The sequence below is a fragment of the Mycobacterium sp. 2-64 genome (assembly GCF_035918375.1).
GTDB lineage: Bacteria > Actinomycetota > Actinomycetes > Mycobacteriales > Mycobacteriaceae > Mycobacterium > Mycobacterium intracellulare.
Genome location: NZ_CP142361.1, coordinates 4,867,759 through 4,882,668, shown reverse-complemented (window position 1 = coordinate 4,882,668; position 14,910 = coordinate 4,867,759). Strand labels below are relative to the sequence as shown.

Genomic DNA, 14,910 nt, shown 5'->3' with positions numbered 1-14,910 from the left:
ATGGCGGCCGAAGCCACGATGGATTTCGATCTCACCGCGACACAACAGGCGGTCGCCGACGTCGTGACGTCGGTGTTCGAGCGCGAATTGAGTTGGGAGGCTTTGGTCAACGGCGGCGTGACGGCGCTGCCGGTGCCCGAGCGCCTCGGCGGTGACGGGGTGGGATTGCCCGAGGTCGCCACCGTGCTGACGGAGATCGGTCGCCACGGCGCGATCACCCCGGCCCTGGCCACCCTGGGTTTCGGTGTGCTCCCCCTGGTTGACCTGGCGTCCGAGGACCAGCAGGACCGGTTTTTGGCGGGCGTCGCCAAGGGCGGCGTGCTGACCGCGGCGCTCAACGAGCCCGGCGCCGCGTTGCCGGACCGGCCGTCGACCACGTTCGCGGGCGGCCGGCTGTCGGGCACCAAGGTCGGCGTCGGCTATGCCGGACAAGCGGATTGGATGATCGTCACCGCCGACAGCGCGGTGGTCGTGGTGTCGCCGAAGGCCGGCGGCGTCGAGGTGGTCCAGACGCCCACCTCGAACGACTCCGACGAGTACACGGTCACGTTCACCGATGTCGCCGTCGAGGACGCCGACGTCTTGGCCGGCGCCACCGCGCAGCGCGTCAACCAGCTGGTGCTGGCTTCCATCGGCGCCTACGCCGACGGGCTGGTGGCCGGGGCGCTGCGGCTGACCGCCGACTACGTGGCCAACCGCAAGCAATTCGGCAAGCCGCTGTCGACCTTCCAGACCGTGGCCGCACAGCTCGCCGAGGTCTACATCGCCTCGCGCACCATCGATTTGGTGGCGAAATCGGTCGTGTGGCGGCTGTCGGAGGGGCGGGATGCCGACGACGACCTCGATGTCCTGGGGTATTGGGTCACCTCACAGGCGCCGCCGGTGATGCAGCTCTGCCATCACCTGCACGGCGGCATGGGCATGGACATCACCTATCCGATGCACCGGTACTACTCCACGATCAAGGACCTGACCCGGTTGCTGGGCGGTCCTTCTCATCGTCTCGATCTGGTGGGAGCGCAATGTTCATAGACCTGACCCCGGAGCAGCGCCAGCTGCAGGCGGAATTGCGGGAATACTTCTCGAACCTGATCTCGTCCGACGAGATGAAGGCGATGGAGCAGGACCGTCACAACGAGGCCTACCGCGCGGTGATCCGCCGGATGGGCCAGGACGGCAAGCTCGGCGTCGGGTGGCCAAAGGAATTCGGCGGCTTGGGTTTCGGCCCGATCGAGCAGTCGATCTTCGTCAACGAGGCGCATCGCGCCGACGTGCCGCTGCCCGCGGTCACGCTGCAGACGGTCGGTCCGACCCTGCAGCAGTTCGGCAGCGAGATGCAGAAGAAGAAGTTCCTGCCGGCGATCCTGGCCGGCGAGGTGCACTTCGCGATCGGCTACACCGAGCCCGAGGCCGGTACGGACCTGGCCTCGCTGCGGACCACCGCCGTGCGTCACGGCGACGAGTACATCGTCAACGGGCAGAAGGTCTTCACCACCGGAGCCCACGACGCCGACTACATCTGGCTGGCCTGCCGCACGGACCCCGAAGCCGTGAAACACAAGGGCATTTCGATCCTGATCGTCGACACCAAGGATCCCGGTTACTCCTGGACGCCGATCATCCTGTCCGACGGCGCCCACCACACCAACGCCACGTATTACAACGACGTGCGGGTGCCCGCCGACATGCTGGTCGGCGAGGAGAACGGCGGGTGGCGGCTGATCACCACCCAGCTCAACAACGAACGCGTCATGCTCGGCCCGGCCGGGCGTACCGCGGGCATCTACGACCGGGTGCACGCCTGGGCGTCCAAGCCGGGAAGTGACGGGGTCACCCCGATCGACCACGCCGACGTCAAGCGCGCGCTCGGCGAGATTCACGCGATGTGGCGGATCAACGAGCTGCTCAACTGGCAGGTGGCCGCCGCCGGGGAGGACATCAACGTCGCCGACGCGGCGTCGACCAAAGTCTTTGGTACCGAGAAGATTCAGTACATCGGCCGGCTCGCCGAGGAAATCGTCGGCAAGTACGGTAACCCCGCCGACTCGGACACCGCCGACCTGCTCAACTGGCTGGACTCCCAGACCAAGCGCAACCTGGTGATCACGTTCGGGGGCGGCGTGAACGAGGTGATGCGCGAGATGATCGCCGCGGCCGGACTCAAAGTGCCGAGGGTGCCTCGATGACCGATATCAAGGAAGCGGTTGCGGAGATCACCGCCACCGTCGTCGCTGCCCCGCGCGAGGCCCGGGATCCGGTGAACCAACCGACGATCAACAACTGGGTCGAGGCGCTGGGTGACCGCAACCCGATCTACGTCGACGAGGCCGCGGCCAAGGCGGCCGGTCATCCCGGAATTGTCGCCCCGCCGGCCATGATTCAGGTGTGGACGATGTTCGGCCTGGGCGGGGAACGCCCGACCGACGATCCCATGGGCCCGATCATGCAGCTGTTCGACGAGGCCGGCTACATCGGCGTGGTCGCCACCAACTGCGAGCAGACCTACCACCGGTATCTGCGTCCAGGCGAGCAGGTCACCGTCGTGTCCGAGATGCGCGACGTGGTCGGCCCCAAGCAGACCGGTCTCGGCGAGGGCTGGTTCATCAACCAGCACATCACGTGGCGGGTCGGCGACGAGGATGTCGCCGAGATGGCCTGGCGGATCCTGAAATTCAGGCCCCGCGAGGATTCCGGCGCGACCGCATCGGTCCCTCAGGACCTGGACGCCGACGCCATGATGCGTCCGGCGGTCTCACGCGACACCGCCTTCTTCTGGGAGGGTGTGGCGGCGCACGAGCTGCGTATCCAGCGCCTCCCCGACGGCGCCCTGCAGCACCCGCCGGTGCCCGCAGTGTGGCAGGACAAGGCCGAGCCGATCGATTTCGCGGTCGCCAGCGGCCGCGGCACGGTGTTCAGCTACGTGGTGCACCACGCACCGAAGGTGCCCGGGCGCACGCTGCCGTTCGTAATCGCACTGGTCGAACTGGAAGAGGGCGTCCGGATGCTCGGCGAGCTGCGCAACGTCGACCACGCCGAGGTCAAGATCGGAATGCCGGTCCGCGCAACCTATATCGACTTCCCGGCCGGTGAATCCGGGCCCGAGTGGAGCCTCTACGCCTGGGAGCCCATGGGAGACGAAGCATGAGCGCACCCGTTGTCGAAGTGGGCACCACCCTGCCCGAACTCAAGCTGCATGGCACGCCGACGTTCATCATCTCGACGGCCCTGGCCACCAGGGACTTTCAGGACGTGCACCACGACCGGGACCTGGCGCAGGCCAAGGGTTCCAAGGACATCTTCGTCAACATCCTCACCGACACCGGGCTGGTGCAGCGCTACGTCACCGACTGGGCGGGCCCGACGGCGCTGATCAAGTCGATCGGCCTGCGCCTGGGTGTGCCGTGGTACGCCTACGACACCGTGACGTTCTCCGGTGAGGTGACGGCGGTCGACGACGGCCTGATCACGCTGAAGGTGTTTGGCCGCAACAGCCTTGGCGATCACGTCATCGCGAACGTGACGCTGACGATCGGGGGCGCATAGATGTCAGCGGGCTTATTGAACGGCCGAGCCGCGATCGTCGGGATCGGCGCTACCGACTTCTCCAAGGACTCCGGCCGCAGCGAGCTGCGGTTGGCCGCCGAGGCGGTCCTGGATGCCCTGGACGACGCCGGGCTGAGCCCGTCCGATGTCGACGGGTTGACCACCTTCACGATGGACACCAACAACGAGACCGCTGTGGCACGCGCGGTCGGCATCGGTGATCTGAAGTTCTTCTCGCAGATCGGTTACGGCGGCGGCGCCGCCTGCGCGACCGTTCAGCAGGCGGCGCTCGCCGTGGCCACCGGCGTGGCCGACGTCGTCGTCGCGTACCGGGCGTTCAACGAGCGATCCGGCATGCGGTTCGGTCAGGTGCAGACCCGATTGGTGGGAAACGCCGGCGTGCAGGCTGATTCGACGGCGGCGGACAACTCGTTCTCCTACCCGCACGGGCTGTCCACGCCCGCCGCACAGGTCGCGATGATCGCCCAGCGCTACATGCACCTGTCCGGGGCGACCAGCCGGGACTTCGGCGCGATCTCGGTGGCCGACCGCAAGCACGCGGCCAAGAATCCGAAGGCCTATTTCTACGAGAAGCCGATAACCATTGAGGATCACCAGAATTCGCGGTGGATCGCCGAGCCGCTGCGGCTGCTGGACTGCTGCCAGGAGACCGACGGGGCGGTGGCGATCGTGGTGACGTCGCCCGAGCGGGCAAAGGACCTCAAGCAGCGGCCGGCGATCATCGAGGCGGCGGCGCAGGGCTCCAGCCCCGACCAGTACACGATGGTCAGCTACTACCGGCCCGAGCTCGGCCTGCCGGAGATGGGGGTCGTCGGTCAGCAGTTGTGGGCGCAGTCGGGGCTCAAACCGAGCGACATCCAGACCGCCGTGCTGTATGACCACTTCACTCCGTTCACGCTGATTCAGTTGGAGGAGTTGGGATTCTGCGGTCGCGGAGAGGCCAAGGACTTCATCGCCGACGGGGCGATCGAGATCGGCGGCCGGCTGCCCATCAACACCCATGGTGGCCAACTCGGCGAGGCCTACATCCACGGCATGAACGGCATCGCCGAGGGTGTGCGGCAGCTGCGGGGCACCTCGGTGAATCCGGTGCCCGACGTCGAGCACGTGCTCGTCACCGCGGGTACGGGCGTGCCCACCTCGGGCCTCATCCTCGGCTAGGTCGTCTGCCCCCGCCTTTTCCGCCGAGCGTGACACGACAGTCACGCTCGAGCCCGAGCGTGACTGCTCTGTCACGTTCGAGACGGTGTCAGTGGGCGATGGCACACTCCCGCCATGGGAGAACCGTTCATCGGCAGTGAGGCCGTAGCGGCTGGCGTGGCCTCGCATAGCCAGCTACGCCGCAAATACACGCGCGTCTTCCCCGATGTCTATGTGACTGAAGGCACCGAGTTGACGCACGTGATGCGGTCGCGGGCAGCCTGGCTGTGGTCGCGGCGTCGTGGTGTCCTTGCGGGCTTTTCGGCTGCGAGCCTGCACGGCAGCAACTGGGTCGACGCTGCCCGGCCGGTCGACATCATTCATGACAACCGCCACCCCCCGCCAGGTTTGACGACGTGGGGCGATCGGCTCGAAGGCGACGAGTTCGTCTGGATCGACGGAGTCGCAGTGACGACTCCGGCACGCACGGCTGTGGACCTCGCCTGTTGGTATCCACTCACCACGGCAGTCGCCGCTATCGACGCGCTGGCACGGGTGACCGACGTGAAGATGGCTGATGCTGAGTTGCTAGCTGCGCGATATCGCGGACGACGCGGGATCGAAGGTGCACGCGCGTCGCTCGAGCTGGTCGACGCGGGTGCCCAGTCACCGAAAGAGACGTGGCTGCGGCTGGTATTGGTGCGCGCCGGGTTGCCTCGGCCACAGACCCAGATCCCGGTGGTCGATGAATGTGGCAGTACGTTTGCTTTCCTGGACATGGGTTGGGACGACGTCAAGGTTGCTGTGGAGTACGACGGAGACCAGCACCGGAGCGATCACTCCCAATACGCCTGGGATATCGCGCGACACGAAAGACTACGCCGTTGCGGGTGGATCGTAGTCCGGGTAATAGCGGGTGATCGGCCCGCCGACATTGTCCGCAGGGTGCGTGACGCACTTGCTTGTCGAGCGTGACAGCAGAGTCACGCTCGACGTCGAATGTGACTGTGGCGTCACGCTCAAGCCCAGGTAACCGGGCGCTCGCCGCAAAGCAAAAGAGGAAGCGCGCCGGAAGCCGCTAGGCCGGGACGAGCTCGACCCCGGAGAGCACGACGGCGTTGTCGCGCGAGGGCGCGACAACGCTGGCCAAAAAGCGGCCGCCCTCCTTCCAGATGCCGACCTTGAGCGTTTCGCCGGGGAATGCCACCCCGGCGAAACGCGCACCGTAGGCGGCCACCGCGGCGGCGTCACCGTCGAGCAGTGCGTCGGTGATCGCCTTGCAGGTCATGCCGTACGTGCACAGCCCGTGCAGGATCGGCTGCGAAAAGCCTGCGGCAGCGGCGAATTCGGGATCGGAGTGGAGCGGGTTGCGGTCGCCACACAGCCGGTAGAGCAGCGCCTGCTGCGGCAGGATCGGCACGTCGACCTCCAGGTCGGGGGCCCGGTCGGGCGCGGCGTCGCCCCCCGACGGGCCGCGCTCGCCGCCGAAGCCGCCTTCGCCGCGGGCGAAGATGGACCGCCGCTGTGTCCACAACAGCGTGCCGTCGGGCGCGGTCACCGTCGTCTCGCTCCAGATCACCGCGGCCTTGCCCTTGTCCCAGATGTCGGTGAACCGGGTGACGGCCTTGGCCGAGCCCGACGGCGGCAGCGGCCCGGGCACCTCGACCCGCTCGCTGGCGTGCAGCACCTTGCTCAGCTCGATGTCGATGCCCGGGAACTGCACGGTCGGCGGCTTCGTGGCGTGGAACGTGGCGGCCACGTTGCCGAACGTGGGCAGCACCTGCGGGGTGTCGTCCACCAGGTAGCGCAGCTCGCGCGGATCCATCGGGTCGGCGCCCGCGCCGAGCCCGAGGTGGTAGAGCTGCACATCGCTGCTGGCCCAAGAGAATTCGATGGGATCCAGCTCGGCGTTCAGCGCGACGTCTACGTCGATGGGCATCGCGGTTACCTTTCCCCGGCTCCGCCGGCAATGTGCAATGCCGCCAGGTAGCCGAACGTCATGGCCGGGCCGATGGTGCCACCCGGACCGGGGTACGTGTGGCCCATCACCGGCGCGCTGACATTGCCGGCGGCGTAAAGGCCTTCGATGATACTGCCGTCGTCGCGCAGCGCCCGCCCGTGGACATCGGTCCGGATGCCGCCCTTGGTGCCCAGGTCGCCGGGCACCATCTTGGCGGCGTAGTACGGCGCGTGGCTGATCTCGCCGAGGTTGGGGTTCGGCTTGTTGGTCGGGTCGCCGTAGTACCTGTCGTAGGCGCTCTCGCCGCGGTGGAAGTCCGCGTCGACGCCGGAGCGCGCGAAACCGTTGAAACGTTCCACGGTGGCGGTGAATTCGTTCACCGGAAGGCCGGCCTTCTGGGCCAGTTCCGCGAGCGTGTCGGCCGTGATGATGACGCCCGATTCCAGCCACTTGCGCGGAATGCGTTGTCCGGGCTGCAATCCCGCAAAGATGTAGCGGTCGCGGTACTGCTGGTCGAAGACCAGCCACGCGGGGATGTTCTCGCCCGGCCCGGGTCCCTGGCCATATTCGCCGCCGTACATGTGGTGGCAGGCCTCGACGTAGGGCATCGACTCGTTCATGAATCGCTTGCCGGACATGTTGACGATGATCGATCCCGGCGAGTTGCGCTCCGACAACGCGAACCACGGCGCGCCGACCAGCGGGACGGTCGGGCCCCACCAGGCGTCTTCCATCAATTCCAGTCCGGCGCCCAACTTTTCGGCGGCGACGATGCCGTCGCCGGTGTTCGCCACCGCGCCCACCGTCCATTCGGTGGTGATCGGGGCGCGCTGGTATTTCACCCGCATTTGTTCGTTGTGCTCGAACCCTCCCGACGCCAGGATCACCCCGCGCCGTGCCCGGATCAGCCGGGGCTCACCCGATTCGGCATCAGCGGCGCCGCGCACATAGACTCCGCGCACGACGCCGTCTTCGACGTACAGGTCGGTCAGCGCGGTGTTGAGCACCACCGGAACGCCGGCGCGTTGCAAGCCGATCCGCAGCGGTCCGATCAGTGCCCGTCCCATGCCGACGAGGTTCTTGCCGGTCGCCTTGGCCCACATCGTGCGCGCGCCGACCTTCAGGCTGCGCAGCACGCCGCGCGGGTGACGCTTCAGTTGGTTCAACCGCACGTAATCCTGTTGCATCACCACAACGTTGAGCGGCACTTTGCCGTACGCGGGCTCCAGGCCGGACTCGTCGGCGCCGAGCTTGCGGGCATCGAACGGCTTCGGCTCGATCGACCGGCCTTCCGCGCGCCCGCCGGGCGACTCGGGGTAGTAGTCGGAATACCGCGGCACCCAGCACATCTTCAGCGGTGTGTGCTTGAGCACGAACGACAACATCTCGGGCCCGCGCTCGAGGTAGGTGTCGATGCGTTCGGGCTCGACGACGCTGCCGACGATCCCGTGCAGATAGGTGCGGGCCGCCTCGGCGGTGTCCTTGACCCCGTCACGCTTGAGCACTTCGTTATTTGGGATCCAAACGCCGCCGCCCGACCGCGCGGTCGAGCCGCCGAAGTGCGGGGCCTTTTCGATGACTATGGTGGAAAGACCCCGGTGAGCGGCGGTAAGGGCGGCCACCATGCCGGCCCCGCCGCTCCCGACCACGACGACGTCGTACTCCTGCGCTGACATGTAGAACACGTTATAGAATTGCCCAGGGCGGCCGCTACTGGCCCGGGTCGACCGTACGAGGAGACGTAGAAAAATGCTCAGTGTTGCTACCCGCGACGAGCTGGCTGCGGACTTGGCACAGGCCGAGCGGAGCGGTGAGCCGATCGCCCCGCTGACCGCGGCCTACCCGGACATCGACGTCGTCGACGCCTACGAGATCCAGCTGATCAATATCCGGCAGCGGGTCGCCGAGGGGGCGCGGGTGCTGGGCCACAAGGTGGGGCTGTCGTCGAAAGCCATCCAGCAGATGATGGGCGTCGACGAGCCGGACTACGGGCATTTGCTCGACGAGATGCAGTTGTTCGAAGACACCCCCGTCAAGGCGAACCGCTACCTGTATCCGCGGGTGGAGGTCGAGGTCGGCTTCATATTGAACGCCGACCTGCCGGGAGCCGGTTGCACCGAGGACGACGTGCTGGCGGCGACCGAGGCCTTGGTCCCGTCCATCGAGTTGATCGACACCCGGATCACCGACTGGAAGATCGAGCTGTGCGACACCATCGCCGACAACGCGTCGTCGGCCGGTTTCGTGCTCGGCGAGGCCCGGGTTTCCCCCCGCGACATCGACGTCAAGGGGATCGACGCGGTGCTGCGCTGCAACGGCGAGGTCGTCGCGGAGGGCCGCACCGACGCGGTGCTGGGCAACCCCGTCACCGCGGTGGCGTGGCTGGCCCGCAAGGTCGACGGGTTCGGTGTGCGGTTGCGCAAGGGCGACGTGGTGCTGCCCGGATCGTGCACGCGAGCCATCGACGCGCACCCGGGCGACGAGTTCGTCGCCGACTTCGCGGGCCTCGGTTCGGTGCGTTTATCGTTCGAATAGGCTCGAATTAAATCGACCAACTTAAATCTCAGCAGTTCGAAAAGGGGCATCATGCCGTCTAAGGCGAGTGTGGCCATTGTCGGGTCGGGCAACATCAGCACTGACCTGCTTTACAAGTTGTTGCGATCGGACTGGCTGGAGCCGCGCTGGATGGTCGGCATCGACCCCGAAAGCGAGGGCCTGGCGCGGGCCCGCAAGCTGGGTTTGGAGACCACCCACGAGGGCGTGGACTGGTTGCTGGCGCAGTCGGACAAGCCCGATCTGGTGTTCGAGGCGACCAGCGCCTACGTGCACCGCGACGCCGCGCCCAAGTACGCGGCCGCCGGCATCCGGGCCGTCGACCTGACGCCCGCCGCGGTGGGTCCCGCGGTGATCCCGCCGGCCAACCTGCGCCAGCACCTGGATGCGCCCAACGTCAACATGATCACCTGCGGCGGGCAGGCCACCATCCCGATCGTGTACGCGGTGTCGCGCGCCGTCGCCGACCTCGGTGGGGTGCCGTACGCCGAGATCGTCGCCTCGGTCGCCTCGCTGTCGGCGGGGCCCGGCACCCGGGCCAACATCGACGAGTTCACCAAGACCACCAGCAAGGGCGTGGAGACCATCGGTGGCGCCAAGCGCGGCAAGGCGATCATCATCTTGAACCCCGCCGATCCGCCGATGATCATGCGCGACACCATCTTTTGCGCCATTCCCGAGGACGCCGACCGCGACGCGATCGCCAAGTCCATCCACGACGTGGTGGCCGAGGTGCAGACCTACGTTCCCGGCTACCGGCTGCTCAACGACCCGCAGTTCGACGACCCGTCGATCAACTCTGGCGGCCAGGCGCTGGTCACCACGTTCGTCGAGGTCGAGGGGGCCGGCGATTACCTGCCCCCCTATGCGGGCAACCTGGACATCATGACCGCCGCGGCGACCAAGGTCGGCGAGGAGATCGCCAAGGAATCCTTGACCGCGACGGCCGGAGGAGCGCAATCATGACTACCGACATCTTCTTCAACCCGGTCTGGGACGTGCGGATGACGGACACGTCGCTGCGCGACGGCTCACACCACAAGCGCCACCAGTTCACCAAGGACGAGGTCGGCGCGATCGTGGCCGCCCTGGACGCCGCGGGTGTGCCCGTCATCGAGGTCACCCACGGCGACGGACTGGGCGGCTCGAGCTTCAACTACGGGTTCTCCAAGACCCCCGAGCAGGAGCTGATCAAGCTCGCCGCCGAGACCGCCAAAGAGGCCAAGATCGCCTTCTTGATGCTGCCCGGCGTGGGCACCAAGGAAGACATCAAAGAGGCCCAGAACAACGGCGGCTCGATCTGCCGGATCGCCACGCACTGCACCGAGGCCGACGTCTCGATCCAGCACTTCGGCCTGGCCCGCGAACTCGGCCTGGAAACCGTCGGCTTCTTGATGATGAGCCACACCATTTCGCCGGAGAAGCTGGCCGCCCAGGCCCGCATCATGGCCGACGCGGGCTGCCAGTGCGTCTACGTGGTCGACTCGGCCGGGGCGCTGGTCCTCGAGGGCGTGCGCGACCGCGTCGCCGCGCTCGTCGCCGAACTCGGTGACGACGCCCAGGTCGGCTTCCACGGGCACGAAAACCTCGGACTCGGGGTGGCAAACAGCGTCGAGGCCGTGCGCGCCGGCGCCAAGCAGATCGACGGCTCGTGCCGCCGCTTCGGGGCCGGGGCGGGCAACGCCCCCGTCGAGGCCCTGATCGGGGTGTTCGACAAGATCGGCGTCAAGACCGGCATCGACTTCTTCGACATCGCCGACGCCGCCGAGGAGGTCGTCGCCCCAGCCATGCCCGCCGAGTGCCTGCTCGACCGCAACGCCCTCATCATGGGCTACTCCGGGGTGTACTCCAGCTTCCTCAAGCACGCCATCCGCCAGGGTGAGCGCTACGGCGTCCCGCCGCATGAGCTGTTGCACCGGGCCGGCCAGCGCAAGCTCATCGGCGGCCAGGAGGACCAACTGATCGACATCGCGCTGGAGATCAAGCGCGAGCGAGAAAGCGGCGGCGCCGCCGCGCGCTGACCTGCCGCTTCACCTAGGGCGCGCACAGGCTACGCAAAGGTAGCGCGCGTAGCCTGGTGGGCATGAGCACATCCAAGACAGTCGGTACTCGTGGCCGCGGACTCTTCGGCCTGCTCGCCGGGGGGTTACTGACCGCGACCGCCGCGACGATGATCGCGCTGCCAGTGGCCAGCGCGGATCCCGGGTGCAATCAGGACGTGGGCAGTTCCATCGACTCGTACCTGCAGCGGCACCCCGACCTCCATCAGCAGCTGATCGACAAGTCAAAGGGCGAGGGCGGTAACGGCAGCGTGATCGACTACCTGAACCGGCATCCCGACGTACGCCAGCACCTGATTCAGCTGTCCCACGCGTGCCCGCCCTAGCGAACCCGCATCGTCGTGCAACCCCGCGGCCGACGCGCGGGAATGTTCGCCATTGACGAAAAAGTAGAACACGTTCTAGCGTCTAGGCGTGTCCGTAACTTCCTTTTCCGGCCCGCTCACCCACGCGATCGCTGAGGCCGAGGAGCTGGTGGCCGCCGCGCCCCACATCGAGTCCGAAGCCGACCTGCTCGAAGGGCTCCAATATCTGGCCGGCTGTATCGCGGCCTGCACACATCTGGCCTTCGACTACGACCGCGACCACCCCTTCCTGCAGTCGGGGACCGGGCCGTTCACCAAGATGGGCCTGGACAACCCCGACACGCTGTACTTCGGCACCCGGGTGCACGCCAACCACGATTACGTCGTCACCGGCAGGCGAGGCACCACCACCGACCTGAGCTTCCAGCTGCTCGGCGGCGAGTACACCGACGACAACGTGCCCGTCAGCCAGGCCGCGTTCGACGACCGGGAGCTACAGATCGCCCCCGACGGCAGCTTCGAGTGGCGGTTTCGGCCGACCGACCCCGGACAGCTGGTCATCCGCGAGGTGTACGGCGACTGGGCCGCGCAGCGCGGCACGCTGGCCATCTCCCGGCTGGACACCGCGGGCACCGCGCCGCCGCCGCTGAGTCGCGAAACCATCGAAAAGCGTTTTGCCACAGCGGGAAAGCAGCTGGTTAACCGGGTGAAGACGTGGCTGCAGTTCCCGCAGTGGTTCTACTTCAACATCCCGGTCAACACGATGGTCGCGCCACGGTTGACGCCCGGCGGCCTGGCGACCCAGTATTCGTCGGTGGGGCACTACGAGCTGCGGCCCGACCAGGCGCTGGTGATCACCATCCCGGTCACCGACGCCCCCTACCTGGGCTTCCAGCTGGGCAGCCTGTGGTACATCTCGCTGGACTACATCAACCACCAGACCTCGCTGAACAACACTCAGGCGCAAGCTGATCCGGACGGCAAGGTGCGCATCGTCGTCGCCGACCAGAACCCCGGCGTGACCAACTGGGTGGAGACCCTCGGACATCGGAAGGGCATCCTGCAGTTCCGCTGGCAGCGGGTGTCGCGACAACTCACCGACGCCGACGGCCCCACCGTCGAGCTGGTCGACATCGACGCCGTGCCGGCGGCGCTGCCGTATTTCGAGCACAACAAGATTTCCGAGGACGACTGGCGTGCGCGGATTGCGCTGCGCCACCAGCAGATTCAGGCAAGGATGTTGGGATGACGAAGTTGCTCGACGGCAAGGTGGTGGTGATCAGCGGCGTCGGCCCGGGTCTGGGCACGACGCTGGCGCACCGATGCACACGGGAAGGCGCCGACCTGGTGCTGGCCGCCCGCACGCCGGAACGCCTGGACGACGTCGCCAAACAGATCGCCGACCTCGGAGGCCGGGCGACCACGGTGCGCACCGACATCACCGAGGACGATCAGGTGAGCAACCTGGTCGATGCCACCTTGGAGGCCTACGGCAAGGTCGACGTGTTGATCAACAACGCGTTCCGCGTACCGTCGCTGAAGCCTTTCTCGGGCACCAGCTTTCAGCACATCCGCGACGCGATCGAACTCAGCGCGCTGGGCGCCCTGCGGCTCATCCAGGGATTCACGCCGGCGCTGGCCGAGTCGAAGGGCTCGATCGTCAACGTCAACTCCATGGTGCTGCGGCACTCGCAGGCGAAGTACGGCGCCTATAAGATGGCCAAGTCCGCGCTGCTGTCCATGTCTCATTCGCTGGCCACCGAGCTGGGCGAGCAGGGAATCCGGGTCAATTCCGTTGCACCCGGCTATATCTGGGGCGAGACGCTGCAGGGCTACTTCAACCACCAGGCCGGCAAGTACGGCACCACGGCCGAGCAGATCTACCAGGCCACCGCGGTGGGCTCCGACCTGAAGCGGCTGCCGACCGAGGACGAGGTGGCCTCGGCGATCTTGTTCATGGCGAGCGACCTGTCCAGTGGCATCACCGGGCAGACCCTCGACGTCAATTGCGGGGAGTACCACACCTGATGGCTGAGCGTACCGACGTCGGCACCGTTGACGACCTGAAGGCGTCGGCCAGCAAGATGATCGGGCTGGACGATTTCGGCAGCAACGACGACAACTACCTCGAAGCGCTGGAAGTGCTGCTCGACTCCTATCGCCGCGACGCCGACTTGACGCCGTTGGGCAGCAAGATGAATCGGTTCTTTTTGCGCGGTGCGCTGGTGGCCAGGCTGCTGTCCGAAGCGGCCTGGAAGCAATACCCGCAGCACGCGGACGTCGTCATCGAGCGGCCGATCTTCGTCACGGGACTGGTGCGCACCGGCACCACCGCCTTGCATCGGCTGCTGGGCGCCGATCCCGCGCACCAGGGCCTGCATCTGTGGTTGGCCGAATTCCCGCAGCCGCGCCCGCCTCGTGAAACCTGGGATTCCAACCCGTATTACAGCCAACTGAACGCGCAGTTCGAGAAGCATCATGCCGAAAACCCGGACTACACCGGTCTGCATTTCATGGCGGCGTACGAGCTGGAGGAGTGCTGGCAGCTGCTGCGGCAGTCGCTGCATTCGGCGTCCTACGAGACGCTGGCGCACCTGCCCACCTACTCGCAGTGGCTCTCGCGGCAGGACTGGACGCCGTCGTATCAGCGGCACCGCCGCAACCTTCAGCTGATCGGACTCAACGACGCCGACAAGCGGTGGGTGCTGAAGAATCCCAGCCACCTGTTCGCGCTGGACGCGCTGATGGCGACCTATCCCGACGCGTTGGTGATCCAGACCCATCGTCCGGTCGAGACGATCATGGCCTCGATGTGCTCGCTGGCGCAGCACACCGCCGAGGGATGGTCGACGTCGTTCACCGGCGCCCAGATCGGCGCTGACGCAATGGAAACGTGGTCGCGGGGCCTGGAGCGGTTCAACACCGCGCGGGCCAAATACAGCCCGTCGCAGTTCTACGACGTGGACTACAAGGAGCTGATCGCCGACCCGATGGGCACGGTGGCCGACATCTACCGGCACTTCGGGATGACGTTGACCGAAGAGGCCAAGGCGGCCATGGAAAAGACCCACGCCGACAGCCAGTCCGGCGCGCGGGCGCCCAAGCACTCGTACTCGCTGGCCGACTACGGCCTGAGCGTCGAGACGGTCAAGGAGCGGTTCGCGGGGCTGTAGAAATCACAGGCGCCACAGGAGTTTCCGGTCCGATGGACGCGCCTTTTGCCCACCTCCGAGCGACAAAGCCGCGAATCCATCCGCGCCAATCCATCCGCGCCAATCATCCGCGCCAATCCATCCGCGCCCCCTGCCGGTTGTCGCTCGGAGGTGGG

At 66.9% G+C, this 14,910-nt stretch carries 15 protein-coding genes; 13 read left to right on the top strand and 2 right to left on the bottom strand.

Going from position 1 to position 14,910, the window contains the following annotated elements; genetic code table 11:
- Positions 1 to 18: 18 nt before the first annotated feature.
- The 6 genes from QGN31_RS22795 (at position 19) to QGN31_RS22770 (ending at position 5,679) form a co-directional block, all read left to right on the top strand.
- On the top strand, positions 19 to 1,032 hold the full coding sequence (locus QGN31_RS22795; RefSeq protein ID WP_026071452.1) for an acyl-CoA dehydrogenase family protein: 1,014 nt from the start codon (positions 19 to 21) through the stop codon (positions 1,030 to 1,032).
- Positions 1,023 to 2,186 (top strand): acyl-CoA dehydrogenase FadE29, encoded by a 1,164-nt coding sequence (fadE29, locus tag QGN31_RS22790; RefSeq protein ID WP_009956911.1) that lies wholly within the window; start codon positions 1,023 to 1,025, stop codon positions 2,184 to 2,186. The genes QGN31_RS22795 and fadE29 overlap by 10 nt, the downstream gene beginning before the upstream one ends.
- Entirely contained in the window at positions 2,183 to 3,145 is a 963-nt protein-coding gene (locus tag QGN31_RS22785) for a bifunctional MaoC family dehydratase N-terminal/OB-fold nucleic acid binding domain-containing protein (protein ID WP_008263664.1), read from the top strand. The genes fadE29 and QGN31_RS22785 overlap by 4 nt, the downstream gene beginning before the upstream one ends.
- On the top strand, positions 3,142 to 3,543 hold the full coding sequence (locus QGN31_RS22780; RefSeq protein WP_008263666.1) for a MaoC family dehydratase: 402 nt from the start codon (positions 3,142 to 3,144) through the stop codon (positions 3,541 to 3,543). The genes QGN31_RS22785 and QGN31_RS22780 overlap by 4 nt, the downstream gene beginning before the upstream one ends.
- Positions 3,544 to 4,725, top strand: a complete 1,182-nt coding sequence (locus tag QGN31_RS22775; RefSeq protein ID WP_036397586.1) for a lipid-transfer protein — start codon at positions 3,544 to 3,546, stop codon at positions 4,723 to 4,725. It abuts the gene before it with no gap.
- 114 nt (positions 4,726 to 4,839) lie between these two features.
- Positions 4,840 to 5,679: a hypothetical protein gene (locus tag QGN31_RS22770; protein WP_014379028.1), complete on the top strand. Its 840-nt coding sequence runs from the start codon at positions 4,840 to 4,842 to the stop codon at positions 5,677 to 5,679.
- 103 nt (positions 5,680 to 5,782) lie between these two features.
- Here QGN31_RS22770 and QGN31_RS22765 read toward each other — a convergent pair whose 3' ends face one another.
- Positions 5,783 to 6,643, bottom strand: a complete 861-nt coding sequence (locus QGN31_RS22765) for a MaoC/PaaZ C-terminal domain-containing protein (protein WP_014941235.1) — start codon at positions 6,641 to 6,643, stop codon at positions 5,783 to 5,785.
- A gap of 5 nt (positions 6,644 to 6,648) precedes the next feature.
- Positions 6,649 to 8,340, bottom strand: a complete 1,692-nt coding sequence (kstD, locus tag QGN31_RS22760; protein WP_008263674.1) for a 3-oxosteroid 1-dehydrogenase — start codon at positions 8,338 to 8,340, stop codon at positions 6,649 to 6,651.
- A gap of 73 nt (positions 8,341 to 8,413) precedes the next feature.
- On the opposite strand from kstD, the gene QGN31_RS22755 reads away from it, so the two are divergent.
- The 7 genes from QGN31_RS22755 (at position 8,414) to QGN31_RS22725 (ending at position 14,755) form a co-directional block, all read left to right on the top strand.
- A complete protein-coding gene (locus QGN31_RS22755; protein ID WP_008263676.1) occupies positions 8,414 to 9,199 on the top strand; it encodes a 2-keto-4-pentenoate hydratase in 786 nt (261 codons plus the stop codon).
- Between the two features lie 51 nt (positions 9,200 to 9,250).
- The gene (locus QGN31_RS22750) at positions 9,251 to 10,183 is read left to right on the top strand and encodes an acetaldehyde dehydrogenase (acetylating) (RefSeq protein ID WP_008263678.1); all 933 of its coding nucleotides are present in this window, start codon (positions 9,251 to 9,253) and stop codon (positions 10,181 to 10,183) included.
- On the top strand, positions 10,180 to 11,238 hold the full coding sequence (dmpG, locus tag QGN31_RS22745; protein WP_014941236.1) for a 4-hydroxy-2-oxovalerate aldolase: 1,059 nt from the start codon (positions 10,180 to 10,182) through the stop codon (positions 11,236 to 11,238). Before QGN31_RS22750 ends, dmpG begins: the two co-directional genes overlap by 4 nt.
- Positions 11,239 to 11,300: 62 nt before the next feature.
- Complete coding sequence (locus QGN31_RS22740) at positions 11,301 to 11,603, top strand: hypothetical protein (RefSeq protein ID WP_008263682.1); 303 nt, start codon at positions 11,301 to 11,303, stop codon at positions 11,601 to 11,603.
- Between the two features lie 88 nt (positions 11,604 to 11,691).
- The gene (locus QGN31_RS22735; protein ID WP_008263684.1) at positions 11,692 to 12,831 is read left to right on the top strand and encodes a hypothetical protein; all 1,140 of its coding nucleotides are present in this window, start codon (positions 11,692 to 11,694) and stop codon (positions 12,829 to 12,831) included.
- A complete protein-coding gene (locus QGN31_RS22730) occupies positions 12,828 to 13,610 on the top strand; it encodes an SDR family oxidoreductase (protein WP_014941237.1) in 783 nt (260 codons plus the stop codon). Before QGN31_RS22735 ends, QGN31_RS22730 begins: the two co-directional genes overlap by 4 nt.
- Positions 13,610 to 14,755 carry a sulfotransferase family protein gene (locus QGN31_RS22725; protein WP_009956898.1) on the top strand — a complete coding sequence of 382 codons (1,146 nt, stop codon included), beginning with the start codon at positions 13,610 to 13,612 and terminating at the stop codon, positions 14,753 to 14,755. Before QGN31_RS22730 ends, QGN31_RS22725 begins: the two co-directional genes overlap by 1 nt.
- Positions 14,756 to 14,910 lie beyond the last annotated feature (155 nt).